Source organism: Actinokineospora auranticolor (assembly GCF_041897805.1).
GTDB classification, from domain to species: domain Bacteria; phylum Actinomycetota; class Actinomycetes; order Mycobacteriales; family Pseudonocardiaceae; genus Actinokineospora; species Actinokineospora auranticolor.
Genome location: NZ_CP154825.1, coordinates 604,408 through 629,573, shown reverse-complemented (window position 1 = coordinate 629,573; position 25,166 = coordinate 604,408). Strand labels below are relative to the sequence as shown.

The following is a 25,166-nucleotide window of genomic DNA, read 5'->3' as shown; positions in this document are numbered from 1 at the left end:
CGAGTTCAATCGCTCGTTCGTCCCCGGGGAACGCGCACCGCGACAGCATTGAGCCATGAACGCGATCGAAGTCCACGGGCTACGCAAGACCTACGGCGCCAACACGGCGGTCGCGGGCGTCGACCTGGTGGTGCGGGAGGGTGAGGTCTTCGCGCTGCTCGGTCCGAACGGCGCGGGCAAGACCACGACGACGGAGATCCTCGAGGGCTACCGGGAGCGCGACGGCGGCGAGGTCCGCGTGCTGGGCCAGGACCCGGCGACCGCCGGGCGGCACTGGCGGGCCGAGCTCGGCATCGTGCTGCAAACCGCCACCGACTCCGCCGAGCTGTCGGTGCGCGAGACCGTGCGCCAGTTCGCGGGCTACTACCCCGACCCGCGCGGCGTGGACGAGGTCATCGAGCTGTGCGGGCTCACCGCCAAGGCGGGTGCCCGGATCAGCTCGCTCTCCGGCGGCCAGCGCCGCCGGGTCGACGTCGCGCTCGGCATCATCGGCCGCCCCCGGCTGCTGTTCCTCGACGAGCCGACCACCGGCTTCGACCCCGAGGCGCGGCGGCAGTTCTGGGACCTGGTCCGCGCGCTGGCCCGCGAGGGCACCACGATCCTGCTCACCACGCACTACCTGGACGAGGCCGAGGCGCTGGCCGACCGGCTCGCGGTGATCGCGGCGGGCCGCATCGTGGCCGAGGGCACCCCGTTCACCGTCGGCGGACGCGACACCGCGCCCGCCACGGTCACCTGGACCGACGTGTCCGGCGCGCACGAGGTGCGCACCGTCGACCCGGTCGGCGCGGTCACCAACCTGGCCCGGCGCGGGCCGGTCAGCGGGCTGCAGGTGCGCCAGCCCAGCCTCGAAGACATCTACCTGGACCTGATCGGAGCCAAGGCATGACCACCGGGACGCTGCCCCGCCGCACCACCACCGCCCGGCCGCCGCTGCCGTCGACGCTGCGCAGCGGCGTGCTGCGCGGCGGCGCCGAGCTGCGGATGTTCTTCCGCTCCAAGGAGGCGGTGCTGTTCACCTTCTCCTTCCCGGCGATCATCCTGCTGCTGCTCGGCTCGATCAACAGCGGCGAGGCGACCGAGGGTGTGCCGATGAGCCGGGTGCTCACCGCGAGCATGATCGCCTACGGCATCCTCTCCACCGCCTTCATCAACATCGGCGTCGGCATCGCCGCCGACCGCGAGGACGGCAGCCTCAAGCGGCTGCGCGGCACGCCGGTCACCGCCGGGGCCTACTTCACCGGCAAGGTCATCCTGGTCGCGGTGGCCACGGTCGCCGAGGTGGCCGTGCTGCTCGCGGTCGGCGTGCTCGCCTTCGACCTGGACCTGCCGACCGAACCCGGCAAGTGGCTGACCTTCGCGTGGGTGCTGGCGCTCTCGGTCATCGCCTGCACCCTGCTGGGCATCGCGGCCAGCGCGCTGACCCGGTCCGCGCGCAGCGCGGGCGCGGTGCTCAACGTGCCGGTGCTGGCCCTGCAGTTCATCTCGGGCGTGTTCGTCTACGTAGGCTCGCTGCCCAAGGCCATGGTCGACGTGGCCGCGTTCTTCCCGGTCCGGTGGATGGCGCAGTCCTTCCGGGCGGTGTTCCTTCCGGACAGCATGGCGGCTGGAGAGGTGGCTGGCACGTGGCAGTTGGGGACGGCGGCGCTGGTGCTGGGCGCGTGGTGCGTGGTCGGCACGGTGCTCTGCCTGCTGACCTTCCGCTGGACGGACCGGCGCGCGGGCTGACCGAGCGGCACCGGGTCGAGGCCACCACGCGCAACTTCTGGACCTGGGACCTGTACTTCGCGGTCGGGTTCCTGTTCGTCACGACGCTGGTCCTCTGCACCGACAACAGCTGGGGCGATCGCGGTGTCGCGGCAGGGGCGATCACCGCGATCGCCCTGCTCTACCTCGTCTGGGGCAGGCGGAAGGCGATCATCGAGGAGGCCCGGGGGCACACCGCGGTCTTCGTCGTGGTGACCTCGCTGCTGTTCCTCCTCGCGGTCTGGTTCGTCCCGGTGAGCACCTTCCTGCTGTTCGAGATGTGCCCGCTGATCTTCATGGCGCTGCCGCTGCCGGTCGCCGCCCCGGTGGTGGTGCTGCTCAACGTGCTGCCCCCCGCGCTGGAGGCGGCGCGGCACGGCGACATCGGCGGCTGGCGCGGCCAGTTGCCCACGTCGGTCCTCGGTCTGGCGCTGTCGCTGCTGATCGGCACCTTCGTGCACCGGGTGGTGACCCAGAGCCACGAGCGGGCCGCGCTGATCACCGAGTTGGAGGACAGCCGGGCCCAGGTCGCCCAGCTCTCGCACGAGGCGGGGGTGGCCGCCGAACGGGCCCGGCTGGCGGGCGAGATCCACGACACCCTGGCCCAGGGGTTCACCAGCATCGTCGCCCTGGTGCAGGCCGCGGAGTCCGAAGTGGACCGCGACAGCGCCAAGGTGCGGCACGCACTGGGCCTGGCCGCGCGCACCGCCCGGGAGAACTTGGCCGAGGCCCGCGCGCTGGTCGCCGCGCTGGCCCCGACCGCGCTCGGCGAGGGCAGCCTCACCGACGCGCTGCGCAGGCTGGCCGAGCGGCTGGCGGCGGAAACCGGCGCGGCGACCAGCTTCCACACCGAGGGCGACCCGAGTGGACTCCCCACCGGCGTGGAGGTGGTGCTGCTGCGGGCGGCGCAGGAGGCGCTCGCCAACATCCGCAAGCACGCGGGCGCGGAGTCGGTGTCCGTCGACCTCTGCCACACCCCGACGGGTGTCACCCTGACGGTGAGCGACGACGGCGCGGGCTTCGACCCCGGCGCACCGGCGGGCGGCTACGGTCTGCGCGGGATGCGGGCGCGGGCCGAGCAGGTCGCGGGCACCGTGACCGTGCACAGCGCACCGGGTTCGGGCACCACGCTGACCGTGTCCGTACCCACCGCGGCGGCGCACCAGCCGACCGAGGACCCGAAGGAGCGGCCGTGATCACCGTCCTGCTGGTCGACGACCACCCCGTGGTCCGCGAGGGCCTGCGCGGCATGCTGGAGGCCGAGCCCGACCTCACCGTGGTGGGCGAGGCGGGCTCCGGCGCGGAGGGCGTCGCGGTGGCCGCCGCGCTGCGGCCCGACGTGGTGCTCATGGACCTGCGCATGCCGGGCCTCGACGGGGTCGGCGCGACCGCGCGGATCGTGGCCGCGGGCGGGCCGAGCAAAGTGGTGGTGCTGACCACTTATGAGACCGACTCCGACATCTTGCGCGCGGTCGAGGCGGGCGCTTCCGGATATCTGCTCAAAGACGCTTCCCGAACGGAATTGGCGGGCGCGGTTCGCGCGGCCAGTCGCGGTGAGACGGTTCTCGCACCCTCTGTAGCCGGCCGTTTGGTCCGCCAGGTGCGTCAACCACCCAAACAGGGGCTATCAGGTCGCGAGGTCGAGGTATTGCGGCTGGTCGCCCGCGGCCTGACGAACGCCGACATCGGCCGTGAGCTGCACATCAGCGAAGCCACGGTGAAAACGCACCTGCTGCGCGCATTCGGCAAACTCGACGTCTCCGATCGCACCGCGGCGGTCACGACGGCCATGTCGCGAGGCTTATTGGGTTGAGTTATGGCGCACAATTCCCTGCATGCTGCAAACACTCGAGTTCGCATTGCTGCGCAGGCTCGCGGTCGAACAGGCCGAGAACCGGGTGCCGTCGTTGGTCGCCGCGGTCGTCCGCGGCGACCGGACCACCTGGACGGGCGCGCGGGGCAAGGTCGACGGGGCGACCCCCACCGCCGACACCCAGTACCGCATCGGGTCGATCACCAAGTCGTTCGTCGCGACCCTGGTGATGCGCCTGCGCGATGAGGGGAAGCTGGACCTCAACGACCCGTTGGACAAGCACGTCCCCGGCACGGCGTTCGGCGCCGTCACCGTCGCCCAGCTGCTCGCCCACACCAGCGGCATGACCGCCGAGTCGCCTGGCGTGTGGTGGGAGCGGGCCCCCGGCGCCGACTGGTCCGCGCTGGAGCGGAGCCTGGAGGAGGGCGCGCTCAAGCACCGCTCCGGCGCCCGGTTCCACTACAGCAACACCGGCTACGGCGTGCTCGGCGAACTCGTCGCCCGGCTGCGGGGCACCTCGTGGCTCGAGGCGCTCAACGCCGAGATCGTCGGACCGCTCGGCCTGACCCGCACGTCGCCGCACCCCGAGGGCGCCGCGGCCACCGGCTGGGCCGTGCACCCGTACGCCGACGTCCTGCTGCACGAGCCCACCCCCGACGCGGGCGCGATGGCCCCGGCCGGTCAGCTGTGGTGCAGCATCACCGACCTGGCCCGCTGGACCCGGTTCGTCGGCGGCGACACCGGCGACGTGCTGCACCCGGACACGGTCGCCGAGATGCGCGAGGTCGCGCACATCGACGACGACCAGAACTGGAGCTCCGCCTACGGCCTCGGCCTGCAGGTCCTGCGGATCAACGGCAGGCGGGTGTCGGGCCACGGCGGCTCCATGCCCGGGTTCCTGGCGATGAACCTCATCGACCCGAAGACCGGCACCGGCGCCTGCGTGCTGGCCAACACCACCTCGGGCGCGGCGATCGGCGCGCTGGCGGGCGACCTCATCGAGTTGGTGGAGAAGCACGAGCCCGCGCTGCCCGCCGAGTGGGAGCCCGCCACCGAGGCCGACCCGGCGCTGCTCGCGCTCACCGGCCAGTGGCACTGGGGCCCGACCCCGTACGTGCTGCGCCTGCTGCCCGACGGCTGGCTGAACCTGACCCCCGTCAGCGGCCGGGGCCGCGCGTCCCGGTTCCGGCCGTCCGGCCAGGACACCTGGACCGGCGTCGACGCCTACTACGCGGGCGAGACGCTGCGCCTGTGCCGTGGTGCCGACAACCGGCCAACCCACCTGGACCTGAACACGTTCATCTTCACCCGGGAGCCCTACGGCACCCCGGCCGCCATCCCCGGCGGGGTGGACGAGCGGGGCTGGCGCACCCTGGAGGGCTGAGGGTGCGAGACTGGGAGGCGCGCTCCGCCAACGCCGCCGGGGTTCGTCCCCAGTCACACCATTTGGGAGAAAGGCGCCCACATGACGCAGACCGCCGATCCGAGCACGCTGGAACTCCCGGCCGAGTTCAAGCCCTCCGACGGCCGCTTCGGCTGTGGCCCGTCCAAGGTCCGTCCCGAGCAGGTCGCGGCGCTCGCGTCCGAGGGCGCGAAGCTGCTGGGCACCTCGCACCGGCAGAAGCCGGTCAAGTCCCTGGTCGGTCGGGTCCGCTCCGGTCTGCGCGAGCTGTTCTCCCTGCCCGACGGCTACGAGGTCGTCCTGGGCAACGGCGGCACCACCGCGTTCTGGGACGCGGCCGCGTTCGGCCTCGTCCGCGAGCGCGCACAACTGTTCACCTACGGCGAGTTCTCGGCCAAGTTCGCCACCGTGAACAAGAAGGCCCCGTTCCTCGCCGACCCGATCGTGGTCTCGGCGGACCCGGGCAGCGCCCCGGCGATCGCCTACCAGTCCGGCGCCGACCTCGTGGGCTGGGCGCACAACGAGACGTCCACCGGTGTCGCCGTGCCGGTCTCGCGGCCCGCCGGGTCCGATGGCGCGCTGGTCGCCATCGACGCCACCTCCGGCGCGGGCGGCCTCCCGGTCCGCGCCGAGGACTTCGACGTCTACTACTTCGCCCCGCAGAAGTCCTTCGCCTCCGACGGCGGGCTCTGGCTGGCGCTGATGAGCCCGGCCGCGCTGGAGCGGGTCGCCGAGATCGGCGCGTCGGACCGCTGGGTGCCCGAGTTCCTGTCCCTGCCGACCGCGCTGGACAACTCGCTGAAGGACCAGACCTACAACACCCCGTCGGTGGCCACCCTGTTCCTGCTCGCCGAGCAGCTGGACTGGATGAACGGCAACGGCGGGCTCGAGTGGACGGTCGCGCGGACCAAGGACTCATCGGACCGGCTGTACTCGTGGGCCGAGAAGACCGCGTACACCTCGCCGTACGTGGCCGACCCGGCCAACCGCTCCCAGGTCGTGGGCACCGTCGACTTCGTCGACTCGATCGACGCGGCGGCGGTGGCCAAGGCGCTGCGGGCGAACGGCATCGTGGACGTGGAGCCGTACCGCAAGCTGGGCCGCAACCAGCTGCGCGTGGCGATGTTCCCGGCCGTCGAGCCGGACGACATCACCAAGCTGACCCAGGCCATCGACTGGGTCGTCGAGCAGCTGGGCTGAGCAGGCGCTGAGCTGTGCCCGCGGAGTCGCGGGTCCGCCTGTGGGCACAGCTCTCCGCGCCTGCCAGTGACCTCGGCCGCGAGCGTTCACCCCGGTGCGAGCCCACGGAACCGGTTCGCCGGAACCGCGCCGGTTGGGTGCTCATGGGAGTCCCGCGCTTGCGCGCGGGCGAGCACTGCTCTGTCCGTGACACCGCCGCAAGCGCTTGCGCACCCCGCAGGTGACCAGCGGATACCCGACATGCCAGCCAATGGGTGAATCTTGAATCAACCCAGGTGCGGTAGGGCCGGTGGATACGGCAAGATCACAACTAGATGTCACGGGGATCGCGGCGCGCCTTGCGCGCCAATCCGGTTCACCGATCTACCGTGGGACGCAGGCGGGTGAAGTCTGCTCAGGTCGCGGGGAGGTGAGCGATGCGTGCGCTGCGGGTAGTCGGTCTGTCCGACGACGGCAAGACGGTGATCTGCGAGGACCCGGCGCGCGGTGAGCGCTTCACCCTGCCCGCCGACGAGCGCCTGCGCGCCGCCGCGCGCGGCGACGTCACCCGACTCGGCCAGATCGAGATCGAGCTGGAGAGCCAGATGCGTCCTCGGGAGATCCAGACCCGCATCCGCGCGGGTGAGTCCGTCGAACAGGTGGCCGAGGCAGCGGGCATCCCCACGCACAAGGTGGAGCGCTTCGCCTACCCCGTGCTGCTGGAGCGCTCGCGCACGGCCGAGCTGGCCCAACGCGCCCACCCGGTGCGCGAGGACGGCCCGGACGTCCAGACGCTCGGCGAGGTCGTGGCGCACGCCTTCGGCCTGCGCGGGCAGGACTACCCCACCACCGGCTGGGACTCCTGGCGCGGCGAGGACGGCAAGTGGGTCGTCCGGCTGTGCTGGACCGCGGGCCGGTCGGAGAACCGCGCGCACTGGTCGTTCCACCCCGGAGCGCACGGTGGCACGGTCACCCCGCTCGACGAGCACGCCCAGGACCTGATGGACCCGCAACCGAACCGCCCGCTGCGCACGGTGCGACCGGTGACGGAACTGGCCCAGGCGGCGCTGGCGATCGAGATGCCGCCGCCCGCCCCGGTCGTGGAGCCCGACGCGGACCTGGAACTGGACGCGTCGGTCTTCGAGCCGCCGGTGGCGCCGGTGCCGGACCCGCCGAAGGTCGAGGAGCCGTTCGAGCAGTCCTACGTGGAGGACTTCGAGCTGACCCCCGAGCCGGTGGTCCCGGAGCAGCCCGCGGCGGAGCCGGTGGTGGCCGAGGAGCAGCAGCCGGTCGCCGAGGAGCCGGAGCAGGACGCGCTGATCGAGGAACCCGCCCGCAAGCAGGCCGAACCCGCCGCGGCGGCGAACCGGCGGCCGAAGGCGAAGAAGGCCCGCCCGATCGTCCCGTCCTGGGAGGACGTGCTGCTCGGCACGCGGTCCAACCGCGGGTAGGCGTCGAGTTTTGAGGGCCCGGTTCGTTCGCGAACCGGGCCCTTTCTCATAGCCGTCGTGATGGGGGTGCGGGGACCTCGTTGAGGAGGTCGAGGGGCCAGCCCTCGCGTTCGCACCAGTCCTCCGCGGACTCGCGGGAGAGGTAGTCGGCGGACGGGGGTTTCACCCGGCCGAGGTGGACCCAGCCGTCCGGGGCGAGGACGTGCACCTCGCCCGCGCGGATCGCGAGGAGTCGGCCGTCCGGGAACGCCATGGTCGGTTCCGTGCGCAGGAACCGCACCGCATCAGGGCGGGTCATGGGTCCATGATGCCGCCGGTGTCCGGATCCGGCTCGTGCCGATCTTGTTCGTTACCCATCCGATCCTGCCCGTTGACCAGCGGTAACCCGGTTGCCCGCCCGGCTACCGCCAGGGCCATGGATGCCTTCGCCGCCACTCTCGCCGGGTTCGCGGACTGGCCGGAGGCGGAGCGGGACGCGGAGCGCGCCGAGTTCCGGGCCATGATCACCCGCGCGGCGCGCGCCGAGCGCGACCTGGTCGAACCTGGTGCGGCACCGCTGACCCGGCTCGCGGCCCACGGGGCACTGGACCGGATCGCCAACATCGCCGACTGACCCCGGTGTTCGGCGCCGCGCGGGGTGCGCGGCGCCGAACCGGCTAGGCCAGGGAGTCCTGCCAGGCGGAGTGCAGGTCGGCGAAGGGGCCGCGGCCCTTGCCGATCAGGGTTTCCGGGGCGCCGTCCTCGGCGATGCGGCCCTGGTCGACCACCAGCACCCGGTCGGCGATGAGCACGGTGGAGAGCCGGTGGGCGATGATCAGCGCGGTGCGGTCGGCCAGCACGGACTCCAGGGCCCGCTGCACGATCCGCTCCGTCGGCAGGTCCAGGCTGGACGTCGCCTCGTCAAGCACGAGCACCGCCGGGTCGGCCAGGAAGGCCCGGGCGAAGGCCACCACCTGCCGCTGACCCGCCGAGAGCCTGCCGCCGCGTTTGCGGACGTCGGTGTCGTAGCCGTCGGGGAGGGCGCGGATGAACTCGTCCGCGCCGACGGCCCGGGCCGCGGCCTCGATCTCCGCGCGGCTCGCGCCCGGCTTGCCCAGCGCGATGTTGTCCGCGACGGATCCGCTGAACAGGAAGTTCTCCTGCGTCACCATGACCACCGCGGCGCGCAGGTCCACATCGGACACCGCGCGCAGGTCGACGCCCGCCAGCCGGACCTCGCCCTCGGTCGGGTCGTAGAAGCGGGCGACCAGCTTGGCGATGGTCGACTTGCCCGCGCCCGTCGGCCCGACCAGCGCCACCGTCTGCCCCGCCGGGATCGCCAGGTCCAGTTCCGGCAGCACGACCGGGGTGTCCGGGCGGTACCGGAACTCCGTCCCCGCGAACTCGACCTCCAGCCCGCCGTCGCGCCGCCGCGGGAGCGGCACCGGGCGCTCCGGTTCGGGCACGTCCGGCTTCTCCTCCAGCAGACCGGAGATCTTCTCCAGCGCCGCGATCGCCGACGAGTACGAGTTGGCGAACATCGCGACGTCGTCCAGCGGCTCGAAGTAGCGGCGGACGTACAGGATGAACGCCGTGAGCACGCCGAGTTCCATGGAGCCGCCCGCGACCCGCAGCGCGCCGATGGTCAGCACCGCGACCATGGTCAGGTTGCCGATCATCCGGACCGCCATGGTGAACACCGCCACCACGCTCAGCGAATCGCGCGCCGAGGAGCGGACCCGCGAGTTCAGTCCGTCCATGATGGACTTGTTGCGGCCCTCGCGGCGGAACGCCTGCACCGCGCGCATGCCGTTCATGGTCTCGACGTAGTGCACGATCAGCGTGGCCGTGCGGCCGCTGACACCGCGGTACGCCTCGTTGCTGCGGCGCAGGAACCAGCGCGCGATGAACGCCAGCGGGATGGCGGTGACCAGCACGACCAGCGCCAGCTCTAGGTCCAGGGTCAGCAGCAGGATCGCGATGCCGGTGACCGTGAGCACCGAGGTGAGCAGGTCGTCGATGCCCACCTCCAGCAGGTCGCCGAAGGCGTCGATGTCACTGCTCTGCCGGGAGATGACCTTGCCGGAGGTGTAGGTCTCGTGGAAGGACACCGAAAGCCGCTGGGCGTGGTCGAAGATCCGCTGCCGCAGGTCGAGCACCAGGTCCTGGCCGATGCGGCCGGACAACCGCAGGAAGCACATCCACAGCAGCGCCGACGCGAGGGAGCACACCGCGTAGGAGACCACGCACCAGGCCAGCACGGTGCCGTCGCCGCGGACCGCGTTCGGGATGCCGACGTCGATCACCGCGGCGACGATCAGCGGCCCGGCCAGTTGGGCGGCGTTGCCCAGCATGACGAGCAGCAACACCACCATGGCGGGCCAGAACCTGGGACGCAGCAGCGATCCGAGCAGGGCCCGCGACCGCGCGCGCAGCTTCATGGTGACCGCCGCGGCGACGTCCTCGGTGTCCTCGGCGGCGACGCCGCGCCAGTCCCGCTCGGCGGTCACGACGCCGCCTCCGCGCGCTCGTCCTCCACAGTGGATAGTTGAGCGCGGTAGGCGGCGCTGGTGGCCAGCAGTTCCGCGTGCGTGCCCAGCGCCACGATCCGGCCACCGTCGAGCAGCGCCACCCGGTCGGCGAGCCGGACCGTGCTCGGCCGGTGCGCCACCACGAGCGCTGTGACACCCGAGAGCACCTGGCGCAGCGCGCGTTCCACCTCGGCCTCGGTGTGCACGTCCAGTGCGGACAGCGGGTCGTCGAGCACCAGCACCTTGGGCTTGCCGACCACCGCGCGGGCCAGCGCCAGCCGCTGCCGCTGACCGCCGGACAACGACAGCCCCTCCTCGCCGATGCGGGTGTCGAGGCCCCAGGGCAGCCGGTCGACGAAGTCCTCGGCCTGGGCGACCCGCAGCGCTTCCCGGACCTCTTCGTCGGTGGCGCCGGGCGAGCCGAGCGCCACGTTCTCGCGCACGCTGGCGGAGAACAGCACGGGTTCCTCGAACGCGACGGCCACGACCGCGCGCAGGTCGTCGAGCCGCAGGTCGCGCACATCGACGCCGTCCACGGTCACGCGCCCGCCGGTCACGTCGGCCAACCGCGGCACGAGCATGGTCAGCGTCGACTTGCCGGACCCGGTCGGCCCCACCAGCGCGACCGTCTCACCCGGGCGGAGCGCCAGGTCCACTCCGGACAGAACCTCGTGGTCCGCGCCCGCGTGGGCGAAGCGCACGCCCTCGAAGCGGACCGCGCCGACGCCATCGGCGGGCAGCGGCCGGGACCGGTCGGGGTCGGTGATCGTCACCTCGGCGTCGCGCACCTCCCAGTACCGGGTGGACGCCGTGGCCGCCTGGTTCGCCTCGGCCAGCAGCCAGCCGATCGAGTCGGTCGGCCAGCGCAGGAACCCGGCGACCGTGATGCCCGCGACCAGCGTGCCGACGGTCATCGTGCCGTCCGCCACGCCGAGCGAGCCGATCAGCAGCTGCGCGGCGATGCCCAGCTCGGGCAGCAGGATGATGGCGCCCCACAGCAGCGACAGCACGCGGAACTTGCCCAGCTCCGTGCGCCGCAGCCGCCGGGCCTGCCCCAGGAACTTGGCCGCGAGCTGCGGGCCGCGGCCGAACGCCTTGAGCACCCGGATGCCCAGCACGGACTCCTCGACCACCGTGGCCAGGTCGCCGACCTGGTCCTGGGCCCGGCGCGCGAGCACCGCGTACTTCGACTCGAACTGGGTGGAGATCAGGAGCAACGGCAGCGAGCACACCAGGGTGATCAGCCCGAGCGCGGGCGAGAGAGAGAACAGCACGACCATGCCCAGCACCAGGGTGATCGTGTTGACCACGAGGAAGACGCCCGCGAAGGCGATGAACCGGCGCAGGGTGGCCAGGTCCGAGATGGCCCGGGAGAGCAGTTGGCCGGACTGCCACCGGTCGTGGAAGGAGATCGGGAGCCGTTGCAGGTGCGCGTACAGGTCGGCGCGCATCCGGGCCTCCACCAGCGTGCTCGGCCCGGCGACGAGCTTGCGGCGCAGGTAGAACATCAGCGCCTCGAGCGCGCTCAGCGCCGCCACGACCACGATGGGCCACGGCAGCGCGCCGGTGTCCCGGGCGGCGACCGGTCCGTCGAGGATCCACTGCAGCACCAGCGGGATCGCCAACCCGCTGAGCATGCCGGCGGTGACCGCGGCACCGGACCCGATCAGCCCGGCCCGCACCGGTTTCAGGTACGGCACCAACCGCCGCAACGCCGCGACCGTCCCAACCCGCTCCATGCCCGCCCCTCAGCGCTCGCCACCCGGCCGGTCCTCGACGGTAGCGAGCACCCCGCGCCGAAAGCACGCGAGTTTCCCCGAGCGGGGCCGGGCGGGGTCAGCCGAAGACGATGAACGGCAGCGCGAGCCAGCCCAGGGCGATGCCCGCCGCGACGCCGACCGCCACCCAGCGCCAGGTCGGCACGTTCCGGGCCAGCCAGACCGACGGGAGCAGACCACCGCTGATCACCGCGTTGGACAGCAGCGCCAGCAGCGGGTTGGTCTCGTAGAGGGTGATCGCCAGGGTGAGCACGGCGAACAGGACCAGGGCCAGGGAGAAGCCCGCGACCAGCAGGCCGGTCCCCCACGGCGTCGGCTCCGCGGGCTCGGCGGCGGTGGCGGGCTCGGCCTCTGCGGCAACGGGTGGTTCCACGATCGACACCTCTCCGGACAGGGGATCCTCATAGCGGACGGGGGCGCCCATGACGGCCGCGACGCGCTCGGCGAGCTGGTGGCCCCGGCGGGACACGACCGCGGTGGCGGAGTCGCCCGACTCGGGTTCGGGGTCCGGCGCGCCCGCGGGCACGGAGCGGCGGACGGCGTGCACGACCTTGGCCCACTCGTGCAGCGCCGCGGTCAGCTCACCGCCCAGGGCCAGGCTGTCGACGTCGACCTCGCGGGCGCCGGTGCCGTCGTCGCCGACGAGGACGGCCCGCTCACCCTTGGCGCGCAGTTCCACCGCTGCCCCTTTCGCCGAGCGCGTAGAAGGTGACCGCCGCCGCGGTGGCGACGTTGAGCGAGTCGACGCCGCGCGCCATCGGGATGCGCACGGCGGTGTCAGCGGCGGCGATGGCCTCGGGGGTGAGCCCGGGCCCCTCGGAGCCGAGCAGCACGGCCACCCGCTCGTGCGCGTCGACCGCGTCGGCCAGCGCGACGGAGTCCGCGGCGGGGGTCAGGGCGAGCACGCGGAAGCCGCTGTCGCGCAACCACTTGAGCCCGTCGGGCCACGGCTCCAGCGGCGCGAACGGCACCGCGAGCACGTGCCCCATGGACACCCGGACGCTGCGCCGGTACAGCGGGTCGCTGCACCCCGGGCCGAGCAGCACGGCGTCCACGCCGAGCGCGGCGGCGTTGCGGAACAGCGCGCCCAGGTTCTCGTGGTCGCCGACGCCCTCGAGCACGGCCACCGTCCGGACTCGCTCGATCAGGTGAACGGGGTCGGGCGCGGGTGCCCGGTCGGCGGCGGCCAGAACCCCGCGGTTGAGGTGAAAACCCACGGTCTCGGCCATCACGTCGGCGCTCGCGACGTACGCGGGCACATCCAGCGCGGCCAGTTCCGGGGCCAGCGCGTCGATCCGGCGGCGCACGCCGAGCAGGGCGCGCACCGGGTACGGGGAGGCGAGCAGCCGCTGCACGACGACCACGCCCTCGGCGATGACCAGGCCGCGACCGCCCGGTCGGTCGGGTCGGCGGTCGGCGGTCGACAGGTCCCGGAAGTCGTCGAGCCGCGGGTCCGCCGGGTCGGTCACCTCGATCACCTGCGCCACCGGGGCAGTCTCGCACGCCGGGGTGTAACGGTGACGTTGTCCCGCGCGACTTCTTCCCCGAACGCTCGCTCTGTGTAACGCCTTCATAACGCACGGCACCAATTTGGCCGCTAGCCCGGCCGTGTCCGCTGTGCGAATGTTGGCTCCCCGCGCGTGTGCCGGACGCCGATCCGGCCAGACGGGAGGGCGGCATGGGGCAGGACGTACGAACCGACGCTTTCAGCCGAGAAGACCGGCAGCGCTACCGCCAGAAGGTGCGGCGGTGCCTGGACGCGCTGGAGCGGATGCTGGCCGAAGGCGGATTCGCCGACGAGCACCCGAGGATGGGCCTCGAGATCGAGCTGAACCTGGTCGACGACGCGCTGCGGCCCGCCATGCTCAACCACACGGTCCTGGAGAAGATCGACGACCCCTGCTACACGACCGAATTGGGCCAGCACAACCTGGAACTCAACGTGCGGCCCCGGTTCCTGCGCGACTCGGAGTCCACCGAGCTGGAGTCCGAGCTGCGCCAGTCGCTCGCGCTGGCCGGGCACAAGGCGCAGGACGCGGGCGCCACCCTGGTCATGATCGGCGCGCTGCCCACGCTGCGCCGCGAGCACTTCGACATCCGCTGGCTGACCCAGAACCCGCGCTACCACCGGCTCAACGACCAGATCTTCGCCAGCCGGGGCGAGGAACTGCTGCTGCACATGGAGGGCACGGCGCTGCCCGGCCAGCGCGCCGACCGGTTGCGGTGCCTGCAGGACTCGATCCTGGCCGAGTCGGCGTGCACGTCCGCGCAGCTGCACCTCCAGGTGCCGCCGGAGCGCTTCGCCGCCAACTGGAACGCCGCGCAGTGCCTGGCGGGCGTGCAGGTGGCGATCGCGGCCAACTCGCCGTTCCTGCTGCGCAAGGCGCTCTGGCACGAGACCCGCATCCCGCTGTTCCTGCAGGCCACCGACACCCGGCCGCAGGAGCTGATGAACCAGGGCGTGCGGCCGCGGGTGTGGTTCGGCGAGCGGTGGATCACCTCGATCTTCGACCTGTTCGAGGAGAACGTGCGCTACTTCCCCGGCCTGCTGCCCGAGATGGACGACGAGGACCCGTTCGAGGCGCTGGAATCCGGCCGCGCCCCGCGCCTGGCCGAACTGCGGCTGCACAACGGGACCATCTGGCGGTGGAACCGCCCGGTCTACGACGTCACCGACGACGTGCCGCACCTGCGCGTGGAGAACCGCGTGCTGCCCGCCGGACCGACCGTGGTCGACCTGATCGCGAACGCGGCGTTCTTCTACGGCGCGCAACGCGCGCTGACCGCCGAAGAGCGTCCACTGTGGACCAGGATGTCGTTCCAGGCGGCCGAGGAGAACCTCCAGGCGGGCGCCCGGCACGCGTTCGACGCGCAGCTGTACTGGCCCGGCATCGGGTGGATCCCCCCGGACGAGCTGGTGCTGCGCCGCCTGCTGCCGATGGCCCACGAGGGCCTGCGCGACTGCGGCGTGTCCGACCAGTCCCGCGAGCGCTACCTCGGCGTGATCGAACGGCGCTGCCTGGCCCGGCGGACCGGGTCGAGCTGGCAGCGGGACACGGTCGCCGACCTGGAGGCGCACGGGGTGGACCGGGACGCGGCGCTGGTGACGATGCTGCGCAGGTACATCGAGCTGAGCGAGGCGGGCGACCCGGTGCACACCTGGCCGGTGTAGGTCCCGCTGGGTGGACCCTTGTCGGCACATCGTGGCAGTTGCGAGTAGGTTGCAATTAGCACCGACTGGCACCAACGTTCCAAGGAGAGCACGTGGCTCCCTACGTCCTTCCCGACCTCGACTACGACTACGGCCAGCTCGAGCCGGTGATCATCGGCGACATCAACGAGCTCCACCACAGCAAGCACCACGCGGCCTACGTCAAGGGCACCAACGACACGCTGGAGAAGATCGCCGCCGCCCGCGACAAGGGCGACTTCTCCGCCATCGTCGGCCTGGAGACCACCCTGGCGTTCAACCTCGCGGGCCACACGCTGCACGCGCAGTGGTGGAAGAACCTCAGCCCCGACGGCGGCGACAAGCCGACCGGCGAGCTGGCGGCCGCGGTGGACGAGCACTTCGGCTCGTTCGACAACCTCCGCGCCCAGCTCAACGCGGTCTCGGCCACGATCCAGGGTTCCGGCTGGGGCATCCTCGCCTGGGACCCCGTCGGCGAGCGGCTGATCACGCAGCAGCTGAAGGACCACCACTCGAACCTGTCGATCGCGACCACGCCGCTGCTGGTGTTCGACACGTGGGAGCACGCGTACTACTTGCAGTACAAGAACGTGAAGACCGACTACATCGACCGACTGTGGAACCTCGTCGACTGGGCGGACGTCACCGCCCGCTTCGACGCCGCCCGCGCGGGCGTCAACGGCCTCCGCCCCCCGGCCCCCCAGGCCTGACAAGCCCCGGCGAGATGCTCCGACAAGCTCCCCCGCCGGTTTTTCGGGTCCCCGCACGGAGTCCGCTCCGGTGCGGGGACCCGTCGCATTCGCGCCCGGATGCGCGAGACCCCCGCTCCGGACGCTTGGAGCGGGGGTCTCACTGTTCCCGAACTGACTGCCGCTCCCACCACGAAGCGGACGAGAGTTAGGTTAGCCTAACCTCTTTGCCAGGGCAAGAGCGGATGCGTCCCGAGCAGACTCCCCCTGGTGAACGCCCGAAAAAGGCCCCGGCCGAAGCCGGGGCCTTGATCACCTGGCCCGTCTCCCAGGCCGCCGCAACAGCAATCTCCCCCACCCGGTCACCGGCAACTCCACTCCCCCGCGACGCAACAGCACCGCCCCGCAGACCACCGCCGTCAACGCCGCGATGGCACCCCCGACGACGAACGGGGACCTGGCGCCCCACTGGTCCGCCATCCACCCCACCATCGGCGCGCCCAGCGGGTTGCCGCCGACGAAGACCAGCATGTACAGCCCCATGACGCGACCCCGCATCTCCGGGGCCACCGCCAGCTGGACGGTCGAGTTCGCCGTGGTCATGAAGGTCATCAGGCACAGCCCGACCGGGATCAGTGCGATGGCGAAGCTGGCGTACGACGGCATCAGCCCGACCACCACCTCCAGCACCCCGAACGCGAACGCCGACCCGAGCAGCAGTCGGGTGCGGGGCTTGCCCCGGGAACTGCGGCGCACCGCCCACAGCGCGCCCATCAGGGTGCCGACGGCCAGGGTGGTCGACAGCAGCCCGTACCCGTCGGCGTCGCGGTGGAAGACCGTCGCGGCCACGACCGCCAGGGTCACGAAGAAGGTCATGCCGAACGTGCTGACGAAGAACACCAGCACCATCACGGTCAGGATGTCGGCGCGCTTGCGCACGTAGCGCAGGCCCTCGACGAGCTGCCCCTTCTTGCGCGGCACCTTCGGCCCGGGGATGAGCTTGGCCGGGTCCATCAGCAGCAGCCCGGTGATCACCCCCACGGTCAGCAGGGCGTTGCCCAGGAACAGCCACCCGGTGCCGATCACCGTGATCAGCACGCCCGCGATCGCCGGCCCGACGATCCGGGCCACGTTGAAGCTGGTCGAGTTGATCGCGACCGCGTTCGCCACCTGGGCGCGGCCGACGATCTCCGCGACGAACGACTGCCGCACCGGCACCTCGACCGCCGCGAACGCGCCGAGCACGAAGCACAGCACGTACACGTGCCACACCTGCACCAGACCCGTCACGTCCAGCAGCCCCAGCACCAGCGCGCAGGCCACCAGGCCGCACTGCACCCCGACCAGCAGCCTGCGCTTCTCCAGCCGGTCCGCCAGCACCCCCGCCCACAGCGAGAACATCAGCGTCGGCAGGAACTGCAGCGCCGCCGCGACGCCCAGTGCCACCGGGTTGTTGTCGGTGAGCACCAGGACCAGCCAGTCCTGGGCGATGCGCTGCATCCAGGTGCCCACATTGGACACCAGTTGCCCGCTCGCGAACAGCCGGTAGTTGGGCACCCGCAGCGAGGCGAACATGCCCGGCTCGGGGTCTGGAGTGGACTCCAGGGTGGGTCTGTGCGGCGGCGGCAGGGGTGTCGAGATCGCTTGGTCGGTCCGTTCCTCTCGGGTACCACCCGCTTGTGCCCGCACCTATTGGTTCCCCGCCATCCTGTCGATGATGTCGGCGGCCTGGGCGAGGATCGCCCGCTCCCCGTCGTCCAGTTCCGCCAGTCGTCTGTCCAGCCACGCCTCGCGCGCGGAGATGTCGGCCTCGATGTAGGCCTGGCCCGCGTCGGTCAGCGCCACGATGGCCTGCCGCCCGTCGCTGGGGTGCGGCGAGCGGCTGGCGTACCCCAGTTCCTCCAGCGCGCCGATGATCCGCGTCATCGACGGCGGCTGCACGCCTTCCTTGGCGGCCAACTCCCCCGGCGTCAGCGGCCCGCACTTGTGCAGGCAGGACAGCGCCGAGATCTGCGTCAGGGTGACCGCGGAGTTGGTGCGCTGGGCGCGGAGCCTGCGGTTGAGCCGCACGACCGCCAACCGCAACCGGCTGGTTAGCGCGCGCTCAGCTGACTCCGACACATTCGTTAGCATACCTCAGTAAAAGGTCGGTTATCCACGAACTTACGCGGACATCACACCGTACGGGCCACGGCTATCGTGGAGCCATGAGTCGATCTCCGCACGTGGTCCGCCGCGTCCGCGCTGGTGACGGCGCCGGGATCGCCCGCGTCCACGTCGCGGCCTGGCGCCGCGCGTACGCGGGGATCATGCCCGAGGACCGGCTGGCCGCCCTGTCCGTGCGCACGTCGTCGCGCCGGTGGGAGACGATCGTCACAACGCCGACGGAGACCAGGGCGTTCGTCGCGGAGTCCGACGGCGAGATCGTCGGCGTCGGCGCGGCCGGTCCGCCGCGCGAACCGGGGCCCGCGGACACAGGTGAGGTCAACCTGCTCTACGTCCACCCGGACCGCTGGGGTACGGGAATCGGCAGCCTGCTGCACGACCGATTGCTGGCGGAGTTGCGCACCCTCGGCTACGCCGAGGCGTACCTCTGGGTCGCCGACGGCAACACCCTCGGCATCGACTTCTACGTCCACAAGGGATGGACCCGCACCGAGGACACGTCCGACCACGACGAGAACCCCCCGATCCCCATCCGCCGCTTCACCATCGACTTGTGACGCGGCAAGGGGTCGGTCAGGCGATGGCCGCGCGCAGGGGGCCCATGGCGAAGTAGACGACGAACGCGGCCGCCACCACCCACATCAGCGGGTGGATCTCGCGGGCGCGGCGGGTGACCACGCGCAGGACCACGTACGTGACGAAGCCCGCGCCGATGCCGTTGGCGATGGAGTAGGTGAAGGGCATGACCACGATGGTCAGGAAGGCGGGGAGGGCGATGGTGAAGTCGGTGAAGTCGACATCGCGGATCTGGGTCATCATCATCGCCCCGACGACCACCAGCGCCGGGGCCGCCGCCTCGATCGGGACGACCTGGTAGAGCGGGGTGAAGAACATCGCGGCGATGAACAGCAGCCCGGTGACCACGTTCGCCAGCCCGGTGCGCGCGCCCTCGGCGATGCCCGCCGCCGACTCGATGTAGACGGTGTTCGAACTCGACGACGCCGCACCGCCCGCGACGGCGCCGAGGCCGTCGACGAACAGGGCTCGGCTGGTGCCGGGCAGGTCGCCGTTCTTGTCGATCAGGTCGGCTTCCCGGCCGAGGCCGGTCATGGTGCCGATGGTGTCGAAGAAGTCGGTCAGCACCAGGGTGAACACCAGCAGCGCCGCGGTGATCGCGGGCACCCGCCACCACGCGCCGAAGGAGACGTCGCCGACCAGGGAGAGGTCGGGCAGGGCGAAGACCTGGTCGGGCAGCGCCGGGTAGCCGAGGTTCCAGCCCTTGGGGTTGACGCCCGCCGAGCGGCCCGCGTGCGCGACCGCCTCCAGCACGATCGACAGCACCGTGCCGGACAGCACGCCGATCAGGATCGCGCCGCGCACCCGCTTGGCCACCAGGATGCCGGTGACCAGCAGTCCGACGACGAACACCAGCGTCGGCCAGGACGCGATGGACCCGTCGATGCCCAGGCTGACCGGGACCGTGGTGCCCGCGACGTCCGGGACGCGCCGGACGAACCCGGCGTCGACCAGTCCGATGAGGCTGATGAACAGGCCGATGCCGACCGCGATCGCCGACTTCAGCGGCGCCGGGACCGCGTCGAACACGGCTTTGCGCACGCCGGTCACGACGAGCAGCAGCACCACGATGCCGTTGACCACGACCAGGCCCATCGCCTCCGGCCAGGTCATCTGCGGTGCGATGGTGACCGCGACCAGGGTGTTGATGCCCAGCCCGGTGGCCAGCGCGAACGGCAGGTTGGTGAGCAGGCCGAAGAGGATGGTCATCACCCCCGCGACCAGCGCGGTCACCGCCGCTACCTGGTCGACCGGGAGGACGCCGCCGAGCAGGTCCCGGTGCGCGCCGCGGTCGTCCGCGGCGAAGCTGCCGATGATCAGCGGGTTGAGGACCACGATGTAGGCCATGGTCACGAAGGTGACCAGGCCGCCGCGCACCTCCCGGCCCGTCGTCGACCCGCGCTCGCTGATCCGGAAGAACCGGTCGACGGCCGAGGTTGGCTTGTCCATGGCGTAGCCTCCCGAACATGGCTGGACCAGCGAAGACCCCCGACCCGCGCCCCACACCGCCCCTACCCGCGCGGCTGCTGGCCATGGCCCCCATCGTCTACGGCGGCACCGGGCTGTGGGCCCTGGCCGCCGTTGTGCTGGGCATTGCCCACTACGGCTTCGGCAAAACCCCGCCCATCTGGCTGTGGACGGCGATCTCCGGAGCCGCACTGGGGATCGTAGGTGCACTCGTCATGGTTTGGCAGCGCAAGGCCGTCCGCCGGGGCTCGCGCGGCGCGCAGAAGATGGACTAGTCGGGGGCGAGCGGCAACGCGATGTCCACTGTGGAGTGTCGGTCGCGCACGCAACCGGCAGCCACACCGGCCTCGTTGGGGCACTCAGGTGAGGTAGTGGGCGGGTTCCTCGATCAGCGCCGTGAAGAGGTGGCGGTCGGTCCAGCGGTCGGTGGTCCAGGCCAGTGCTCGGGCCAGGGCCTCCGGGGTGTCCTCGCAGTGGACCACGCCGTCCTGGACCCACCACGGGACGTTGTGGGTGCCGGTGGGGGTGTGGATCATCAGCTTTTCGTGGACGAGGAGGCTGCCCAGGGGCGTGGGGACGTCCAGGAGTTCGCAGGCGGCGGCCACGGCGCCCAGCTCCGACCACGGGACCGGCTCCGCGGCCGAGGTGATCTCCTCGTCCAGCTCCTCGGTGGCCAGGGGGAGGTCGAGCAGCTCCGCAAGGGGCTCGGCGAGGGCGAAGTCCGGGCCCGCCGACACGACCTGGGTTTCGCTCAGCACCGCCAGCGGCCAGGGGGCGTCCAGTACCAGGCAGTCGGTGGCGACCGTGCCCGCGAGGGTGCGGGTCGTCTCCGGCAGGCGGACGTCGGCGGGGTCGAAGAGTTCGTCGACCACCGCCTCGGCCAAGGCCGCGTGGGTGCGCAGGATGGCACCGGGGGGCAGCGCGCGGTCCTGGTCGCCCAGGCGGACCAGCAGGTCTTCCGCGTCGTCCGCGTTGTCGACGCGCAGGGTGGAGCGGACGCCGATGGCGGCCAGCACCCGGGGGTCGACGCCGATGTCGGGGATGACGTCGTAGAGGCCCTCGAGTTCGTCGGCCTCCGCCAGGCGCCAGTCGCCGGGGGCGGCGCCCGCGAGGACGGCGTTGCGGGCGATCCACCAACCCGTGTAACCATCGGGCTCAAGCAGGGCGCGCCAGGTGTCGGGTTCGGCGGCGAGCAGGTTCAGCGCCCGCGGCCACGCGTCGTCGGTGACCAGGTCGAGGTCGCGCACGGCCAGGACCCGGGCGGGCGGCTCGGGGCGGGCGTCCCACCAGACGACCTCGTCGGCCAGCGCGTGGTCGGGGCCAGCCGGGGCCTCGTCGACGACCAGCGCGAAGGCGTCGAGCACACCGACGGCGGCCAGCACGTGGTCCGGCCACTCGGCGGCGACCTCGTCCGACAGCACGCCGACGGGCGCGTCCTCGTCGAGGATGTCGAGCAGCGGCGAACCGGGCAGCGCCAGCTCGTCCGCGCGCCGCCAGTCGCCGACGGAGTCCTCGAGCGCCAACGCACCCAGCCACGGGCGATCACCGGTCCGCACACCCGCGTCGCGAACCAGGCGCAGCACCACGGAGATCAGCCCGTGAATGTCCACACCGGACTCGACGTCGTCCAGGCTGCGCTCGACCGCGTCCTGCAACCCACCCGCGTCGAGCAGGTCGGCCGGACCGCCGCGGTGGGCGCCCAAGCGCTCCAGCACCGGGTGCGCGGCCTCCGCGTGCACGACCGGCAGCACGCCGACCTCGGCCTGCCCCAGCAGTTCCAGCAGCTCCGCGTCCTCGACCAGCACGACACCGGCCGGTCCCGGCAGCGTGCGGCCGTCGGCCAGCGGGACCGGCAGACCACCCAGCTCCATCCGGGCGGTGCCATCGGTCTCGATCACGGGGGCGAGCGCGGTGTAGAGCCGGTGCCACCACTCGGGTGGACGAGCCCGTCCGGTGATCGTCTCCACCACGTCGGCGGGCCGCAGCCGGGGCACGTCCAGCGCGGCGAGCGCGGCCGTGTGCCGCTGCTCCGAGAGGTAGCCCGCCGCGAGGTCGGCGACGACCTCGGACAGCAGTTCCGCCAAGCCGTCGGCACTCACGTCGAGCACGTGCGCGCGGGCCGGGGTGAGATCACCGGTGCCGTCGGCGGCGGCCAGCCACGGCGCGCGGCGCAGCGCGGACAGCAGCAGCTCGCGCAGCTTCTCGTCCACTTCGGACAGTGGGAAACCGACCAGCGGGACCAGCGCCGTGCGGTGCTCCGCGGCGGTCAGGTCGACCAGGGCCGGGTACGCGCGCGCGGCCTCGGCGAGCACGGCGTCGGCGGCGGGACCGGGGTGCAGCCTGCGCCGCGACGGCTCGATCGGCAGCGTGGCGACCAGCCGGGCGGGCAGCGAAAGCCGTTCGTCGGTGGGGGTCGGCGCGTGCAGGACGTCGTCGCCCAGCGGCAGCGGGACGCCGTCCGCGTCCACCCGCACCGCCCAGCACACCGTCCACTGCGGCCGTTCCCGGGCCTCGACGCCCAGGCTCTCCACCAGGTCTTCCGGCAGCACGCCCGCGACCCGGTGCACCAGCCACGACACGACACCGTCCGGCCCGTGGATGTGCACGCGGGCGCCGTCGCCGACCCGCCACCACGCGTCCGCGCCGATCTCGATGCGCTCCAGCCCGGGCAGCGCCAGCAGCAGGTCGGCGGCTTGCCCCGCGAAGTCGGCGAGCAGGGCGGCACCGTCGACACCGTCGCGCAGCGGCAGCCGGACCTCGGTGGCGAACCCGTCCGGCACGTCACCGTCCGCGGGCCACACCACGCGCAGCACCGGCACGCGCCCACCGCGCTCGGCGGCGCGGGCCGCCAGGTCGGGGTGCTCGGCGATGGCCGCGCGGGTCCGCTCGGCCGAGAACGCGACACCGCCCGCGCGGGAGAGCACGGACGGCGCGTCGGTGACCGCGAGCACGGCGGAGAAGCCGACGCCGAACTGGCCGACGCCCTGGGCCGGGTTCTTCGCCGACGCGCGTAACGAGGCGAGCGCGGCGACGCCGTCGGCGTCGAGCGGCCGACCGGTGTTCGCCGCCCGCAGCTCACCGTCCACAAGGGAGAGTCGGAGGGTACCGGCGCCGTCGGCCGCGTCGGCGGCGTTCTGCGCCAGCTCGACCAGCAGCCGGTCGCGGTAGCCACCGAGGTAGAGGTCTTCCTCGGCGTTGGCGTCCTCGCGGAACCGGGTGGGCGAGGTGGCCCACGCGCCCAGCACGGCGGCGCGCAGGGCCGCGGTGCCGAACGGGTCGGTCGGCGCGCTCACCCGCGCTGGTCGGACTCGGGCTGACCCGACGGCTCGTCGGCCAGCTCAGCCTGCACCAGCGCGTCCTCGGCCTGGTCCGCCGCGGCCTCGATCACCTCGTCGGGCTCGGTCTCCGCGACGACCGCGGACTGCGGCTCGTCGGCGGCGGGCTCATCGGCTTCGGCGGCCACCGACGCCGGGCCGTCGGCCTCGGTAGCGAGCGAGTCGTCGGACCGACCGCCCTCGACCGGCTCGGGCAGCGGTGTGGCCTCGACGTCGAGCTGGGCGTCGTCGTAGATCAGGTCGGCGACCAGGACCGGCGAGATCTGCTCGACCTCGGCCTCCGAGTGCGCGCCGCAGCCGTACCCGGCGTGCACGGCCCGCCCGTCAGCCGGGGCCAGCTCGTTCCCGCAGACGCCGAACGCCGCGCCGACCGCACCCGCCACCGGCAGGTAGAAGCCGCACGTGCCGCAGGCCGCGGGGGCGCCGCGGGCCATGTCGGAGCCGGGTCCGAACTCGCCGGTCTGCCAGCGGTCGGCGGCGTCGAGGCGGCCGAAGCGGGACAGCACGCGCACGCGGCCGAGCCCCACCTCCATGGCCAGCTCCTCGACCTCCGGGTCGTCGGACTCGAGGTACGCGGGTACCAGGCGCGGGTCGTCCGGGGCGGTCGGCAGCAGGTCGCCGACGCCGAGGTCGCCCGCGCGGACCCGGTCCTGCCAGGGCACCCACGGCGGGGCGACCAGGGCGTCCGGGCCGGGCAGCAGCACGACCTCGCTCACGGTCACGTCCGTGTCCGGTGCGGACACGGCGACGGTCACCGCCCACCGCCAACCGCGGTAACCGGTCTTGTCCGCCTCGAACAGGTGCGTCGCCGAAGCCGAGTCCTCGGCGCGCACCTCGACGTGCGCGCCGACCTCGGTCCCGGCCTGCTCCCGTGCGGCGGCCCGCGCGAACTCGACCGCGGCGATCAGCGCGGGGTCGGTCGCGGCTTCTGGTGCAGGCGTCGAGGTCATCACGGCTGATTGTGCCCCACGGCCGCTACGGCTCACACAGCCGTGTCACGCTTGTGGGGTGCGCGCCCGCTCGATCGCCTCGATCACCACCGCCGTGCTCGGCTGCTTGGCCGCGGGTTGTTCCTCCGCTTCTCCCACACCCGCACCGGCAGCGGGCGCAACCGTGCTGACGCCGCGGGTCCTCGGCGAGGTCTCGCACGACAAGGGCGCCTTCACCCAGGGCCTCGAACTGGCCGACGGCGTGCTCTACGAGGGCACGGGCCTGGTGGGCAAGTCGCAGGTGCGCGCGGTCGACCCGGCCACGGGGGCGGTGCAGAGCAGCGTCGACCTGCCCGCCGAGATGTTCGGCGAGGGCATCACCGTCGTCGGCGACCGGATCTGGCAGATCACCTGGCGCGACGGCGTGGCCGTCGAGCGCGACCGGGCGACCCTCGCCGAACGCCGACGAGTCACCTATACGGGTGAAGGTTGGGGCCTGTGCCACGACGGTGGCCGGTTGGTCATGAGCGACGGCACCGACCGGCTCGCCTTCCGCGACCCGGGCACCTTCGCCGAGGTCGGTGACGTGCGGGTGCACGACGCCAACGGCCCGGTGCGCAACCTCAACGAGCTGGAGTGCGCGGGCGGCGCGGTCTACGCCAACGTCTGGCAGACCGACCGGATCGTGCGGATCGACCCCGCCACCGGCGCGGTGACGGCCGAGGCCGACCTGAGCGGGCTACTGCGACCGGATGAACGCGCGAACGCGGACGTACTCAACGGTATCGCCGCCGTGCCCGGCACCGATGAGTTCCTCGTGACCGGCAAGCTGTGGCCCCGCCTGTTCCGGATCAGATTCGACCCGGCCGCCCGGTGACAGAAACCTGACAAGCCCCGGCGACGTCGGAACAACGACCGCTTGATCCCCCGGACAG

23 protein-coding genes are annotated in these 25,166 nt (G+C 72.4%); 13 read left to right on the top strand and 10 right to left on the bottom strand.

Translation table 11 applies throughout. The features are described 5' to 3' along the window. The first annotated feature begins 55 nt into the window (after nucleotides 1-55). The 7 genes from V5P93_RS03135 (at nucleotide 56) to sepH (ending at nucleotide 7,591) form a co-directional block, all read left to right on the top strand. On the top strand, nucleotides 56-889 hold the full coding sequence (locus tag V5P93_RS03135; RefSeq protein WP_104477480.1) for an ABC transporter ATP-binding protein: 834 nt from the start codon (nucleotides 56-58) through the stop codon (nucleotides 887-889). Then, nucleotides 886-1,728: an ABC transporter permease gene (locus V5P93_RS03130; RefSeq protein WP_104477482.1), complete on the top strand. Its 843-nt coding sequence runs from the start codon at nucleotides 886-888 to the stop codon at nucleotides 1,726-1,728. Before V5P93_RS03135 ends, V5P93_RS03130 begins: the two co-directional genes overlap by 4 nt. Further along, a complete protein-coding gene (locus V5P93_RS03125) occupies nucleotides 1,665-2,942 on the top strand; it encodes a sensor histidine kinase (RefSeq protein WP_245931093.1) in 1,278 nt (425 codons plus the stop codon). The genes V5P93_RS03130 and V5P93_RS03125 overlap by 64 nt, the downstream gene beginning before the upstream one ends. Next, nucleotides 2,939-3,559 (top strand): response regulator transcription factor, encoded by a 621-nt coding sequence (locus tag V5P93_RS03120; RefSeq protein WP_104477484.1) that lies wholly within the window; start codon nucleotides 2,939-2,941, stop codon nucleotides 3,557-3,559. Before V5P93_RS03125 ends, V5P93_RS03120 begins: the two co-directional genes overlap by 4 nt. A gap of 22 nt (nucleotides 3,560-3,581) precedes the next feature. Continuing rightward, entirely contained in the window at nucleotides 3,582-4,943 is a 1,362-nt protein-coding gene (locus tag V5P93_RS03115) for a serine hydrolase (protein WP_104477486.1), read from the top strand. Nucleotides 4,944-5,024: 81 nt separating this feature from the next. Beyond that, nucleotides 5,025-6,161, top strand: coding sequence for a phosphoserine transaminase (gene serC / locus V5P93_RS03110; RefSeq protein ID WP_104477488.1), 1,137 nt, complete (start codon nucleotides 5,025-5,027; stop codon nucleotides 6,159-6,161). 416 nt (nucleotides 6,162-6,577) lie between these two features. Continuing rightward, nucleotides 6,578-7,591 (top strand): septation protein SepH, encoded by a 1,014-nt coding sequence (sepH, locus tag V5P93_RS03105; RefSeq protein WP_104477490.1) that lies wholly within the window; start codon nucleotides 6,578-6,580, stop codon nucleotides 7,589-7,591. 46 nt (nucleotides 7,592-7,637) lie between these two features. On the opposite strand, the gene V5P93_RS03100 is transcribed toward sepH, so the two are convergent. Continuing rightward, nucleotides 7,638-7,889, bottom strand: a complete 252-nt coding sequence (locus V5P93_RS03100; RefSeq protein ID WP_245931095.1) for a hypothetical protein — start codon at nucleotides 7,887-7,889, stop codon at nucleotides 7,638-7,640. Nucleotides 7,890-8,006: 117 nt separating this feature from the next. Here V5P93_RS03100 and V5P93_RS03095 point away from each other — a divergent pair, with 117 nt between their 5' ends. Next, entirely contained in the window at nucleotides 8,007-8,204 is a 198-nt protein-coding gene (locus tag V5P93_RS03095) for a hypothetical protein (RefSeq protein WP_104477492.1), read from the top strand. Nucleotides 8,205-8,247: 43 nt separating this feature from the next. On the opposite strand, the gene V5P93_RS03090 is transcribed toward V5P93_RS03095, so the two are convergent. The 4 genes from V5P93_RS03090 to V5P93_RS03075 all read right to left on the bottom strand — a co-directional run bounded on the left by V5P93_RS03090 (nucleotide 8,248) and on the right by V5P93_RS03075 (nucleotide 13,366). Further along, nucleotides 8,248-10,080, bottom strand: a complete 1,833-nt coding sequence (locus V5P93_RS03090; protein WP_281261642.1) for an ABC transporter ATP-binding protein — start codon at nucleotides 10,078-10,080, stop codon at nucleotides 8,248-8,250. Beyond that, complete coding sequence (locus V5P93_RS03085) at nucleotides 10,077-11,840, bottom strand: ABC transporter ATP-binding protein (RefSeq protein ID WP_104477494.1); 1,764 nt, start codon at nucleotides 11,838-11,840, stop codon at nucleotides 10,077-10,079. Before V5P93_RS03085 ends, V5P93_RS03090 begins: the two co-directional genes overlap by 4 nt. A gap of 97 nt (nucleotides 11,841-11,937) precedes the next feature. Beyond that, the gene (locus V5P93_RS03080) at nucleotides 11,938-12,558 is read right to left on the bottom strand and encodes a DUF2537 domain-containing protein (RefSeq protein ID WP_104477496.1); all 621 of its coding nucleotides are present in this window, start codon (nucleotides 12,556-12,558) and stop codon (nucleotides 11,938-11,940) included. Further along, a complete protein-coding gene (locus tag V5P93_RS03075; RefSeq protein ID WP_104477498.1) occupies nucleotides 12,536-13,366 on the bottom strand; it encodes an RNA methyltransferase in 831 nt (276 codons plus the stop codon). The genes V5P93_RS03080 and V5P93_RS03075 overlap by 23 nt, the downstream gene beginning before the upstream one ends. A 191-nt stretch (nucleotides 13,367-13,557) precedes the next feature. Between V5P93_RS03075 and V5P93_RS03070 the strand changes: the two genes are divergently transcribed. Beyond that, nucleotides 13,558-15,051: a glutamate--cysteine ligase gene (locus V5P93_RS03070; protein WP_104477500.1), complete on the top strand. Its 1,494-nt coding sequence runs from the start codon at nucleotides 13,558-13,560 to the stop codon at nucleotides 15,049-15,051. Nucleotides 15,052-15,143: 92 nt separating this feature from the next. Continuing rightward, the gene (locus V5P93_RS03065; RefSeq protein ID WP_104477502.1) at nucleotides 15,144-15,779 is read left to right on the top strand and encodes a superoxide dismutase; all 636 of its coding nucleotides are present in this window, start codon (nucleotides 15,144-15,146) and stop codon (nucleotides 15,777-15,779) included. Nucleotides 15,780-16,070: 291 nt separating this feature from the next. Here the strand turns inward: V5P93_RS03065 and V5P93_RS03060 are convergent, their stop codons facing one another. After that, nucleotides 16,071-17,333: an MFS transporter gene (locus V5P93_RS03060; protein ID WP_104477504.1), complete on the bottom strand. Its 1,263-nt coding sequence runs from the start codon at nucleotides 17,331-17,333 to the stop codon at nucleotides 16,071-16,073. A 114-nt stretch (nucleotides 17,334-17,447) separates the two neighbouring features. Then, the gene (locus V5P93_RS03055) at nucleotides 17,448-17,879 is read right to left on the bottom strand and encodes a MarR family winged helix-turn-helix transcriptional regulator (RefSeq protein WP_374065267.1); all 432 of its coding nucleotides are present in this window, start codon (nucleotides 17,877-17,879) and stop codon (nucleotides 17,448-17,450) included. Between the two features lie 86 nt (nucleotides 17,880-17,965). Between V5P93_RS03055 and V5P93_RS03050 the strand changes: the two genes are divergently transcribed. Further along, nucleotides 17,966-18,481, top strand: coding sequence for a GNAT family N-acetyltransferase (locus V5P93_RS03050; RefSeq protein WP_104477508.1), 516 nt, complete (start codon nucleotides 17,966-17,968; stop codon nucleotides 18,479-18,481). A gap of 16 nt (nucleotides 18,482-18,497) precedes the next feature. Here the strand turns inward: V5P93_RS03050 and V5P93_RS03045 are convergent, their stop codons facing one another. Further along, nucleotides 18,498-19,949 (bottom strand): NCS2 family permease, encoded by a 1,452-nt coding sequence (locus V5P93_RS03045; protein ID WP_104477510.1) that lies wholly within the window; start codon nucleotides 19,947-19,949, stop codon nucleotides 18,498-18,500. 17 nt (nucleotides 19,950-19,966) lie between these two features. Here V5P93_RS03045 and V5P93_RS03040 point away from each other — a divergent pair, with 17 nt between their 5' ends. Beyond that, nucleotides 19,967-20,242, top strand: coding sequence for a DUF2530 domain-containing protein (locus tag V5P93_RS03040; protein WP_104477512.1), 276 nt, complete (start codon nucleotides 19,967-19,969; stop codon nucleotides 20,240-20,242). 84 nt (nucleotides 20,243-20,326) lie between these two features. On the opposite strand, the gene V5P93_RS03035 is transcribed toward V5P93_RS03040, so the two are convergent. Together V5P93_RS03035 and V5P93_RS03030 are read right to left on the bottom strand one after the other, a co-directional pair. After that, nucleotides 20,327-23,260, bottom strand: coding sequence for a sacsin N-terminal ATP-binding-like domain-containing protein (locus tag V5P93_RS03035; protein ID WP_104477514.1), 2,934 nt, complete (start codon nucleotides 23,258-23,260; stop codon nucleotides 20,327-20,329). Continuing rightward, entirely contained in the window at nucleotides 23,257-24,252 is a 996-nt protein-coding gene (locus V5P93_RS03030) for a DUF3027 domain-containing protein (RefSeq protein ID WP_104477516.1), read from the bottom strand. The genes V5P93_RS03035 and V5P93_RS03030 overlap by 4 nt, the downstream gene beginning before the upstream one ends. Nucleotides 24,253-24,310: 58 nt before the next feature. Here V5P93_RS03030 and V5P93_RS03025 point away from each other — a divergent pair, with 58 nt between their 5' ends. Beyond that, on the top strand, nucleotides 24,311-25,108 hold the full coding sequence (locus V5P93_RS03025) for a glutaminyl-peptide cyclotransferase (protein ID WP_104477518.1): 798 nt from the start codon (nucleotides 24,311-24,313) through the stop codon (nucleotides 25,106-25,108). The last annotated feature ends 58 nt before the right edge of the window (nucleotides 25,109-25,166 follow it).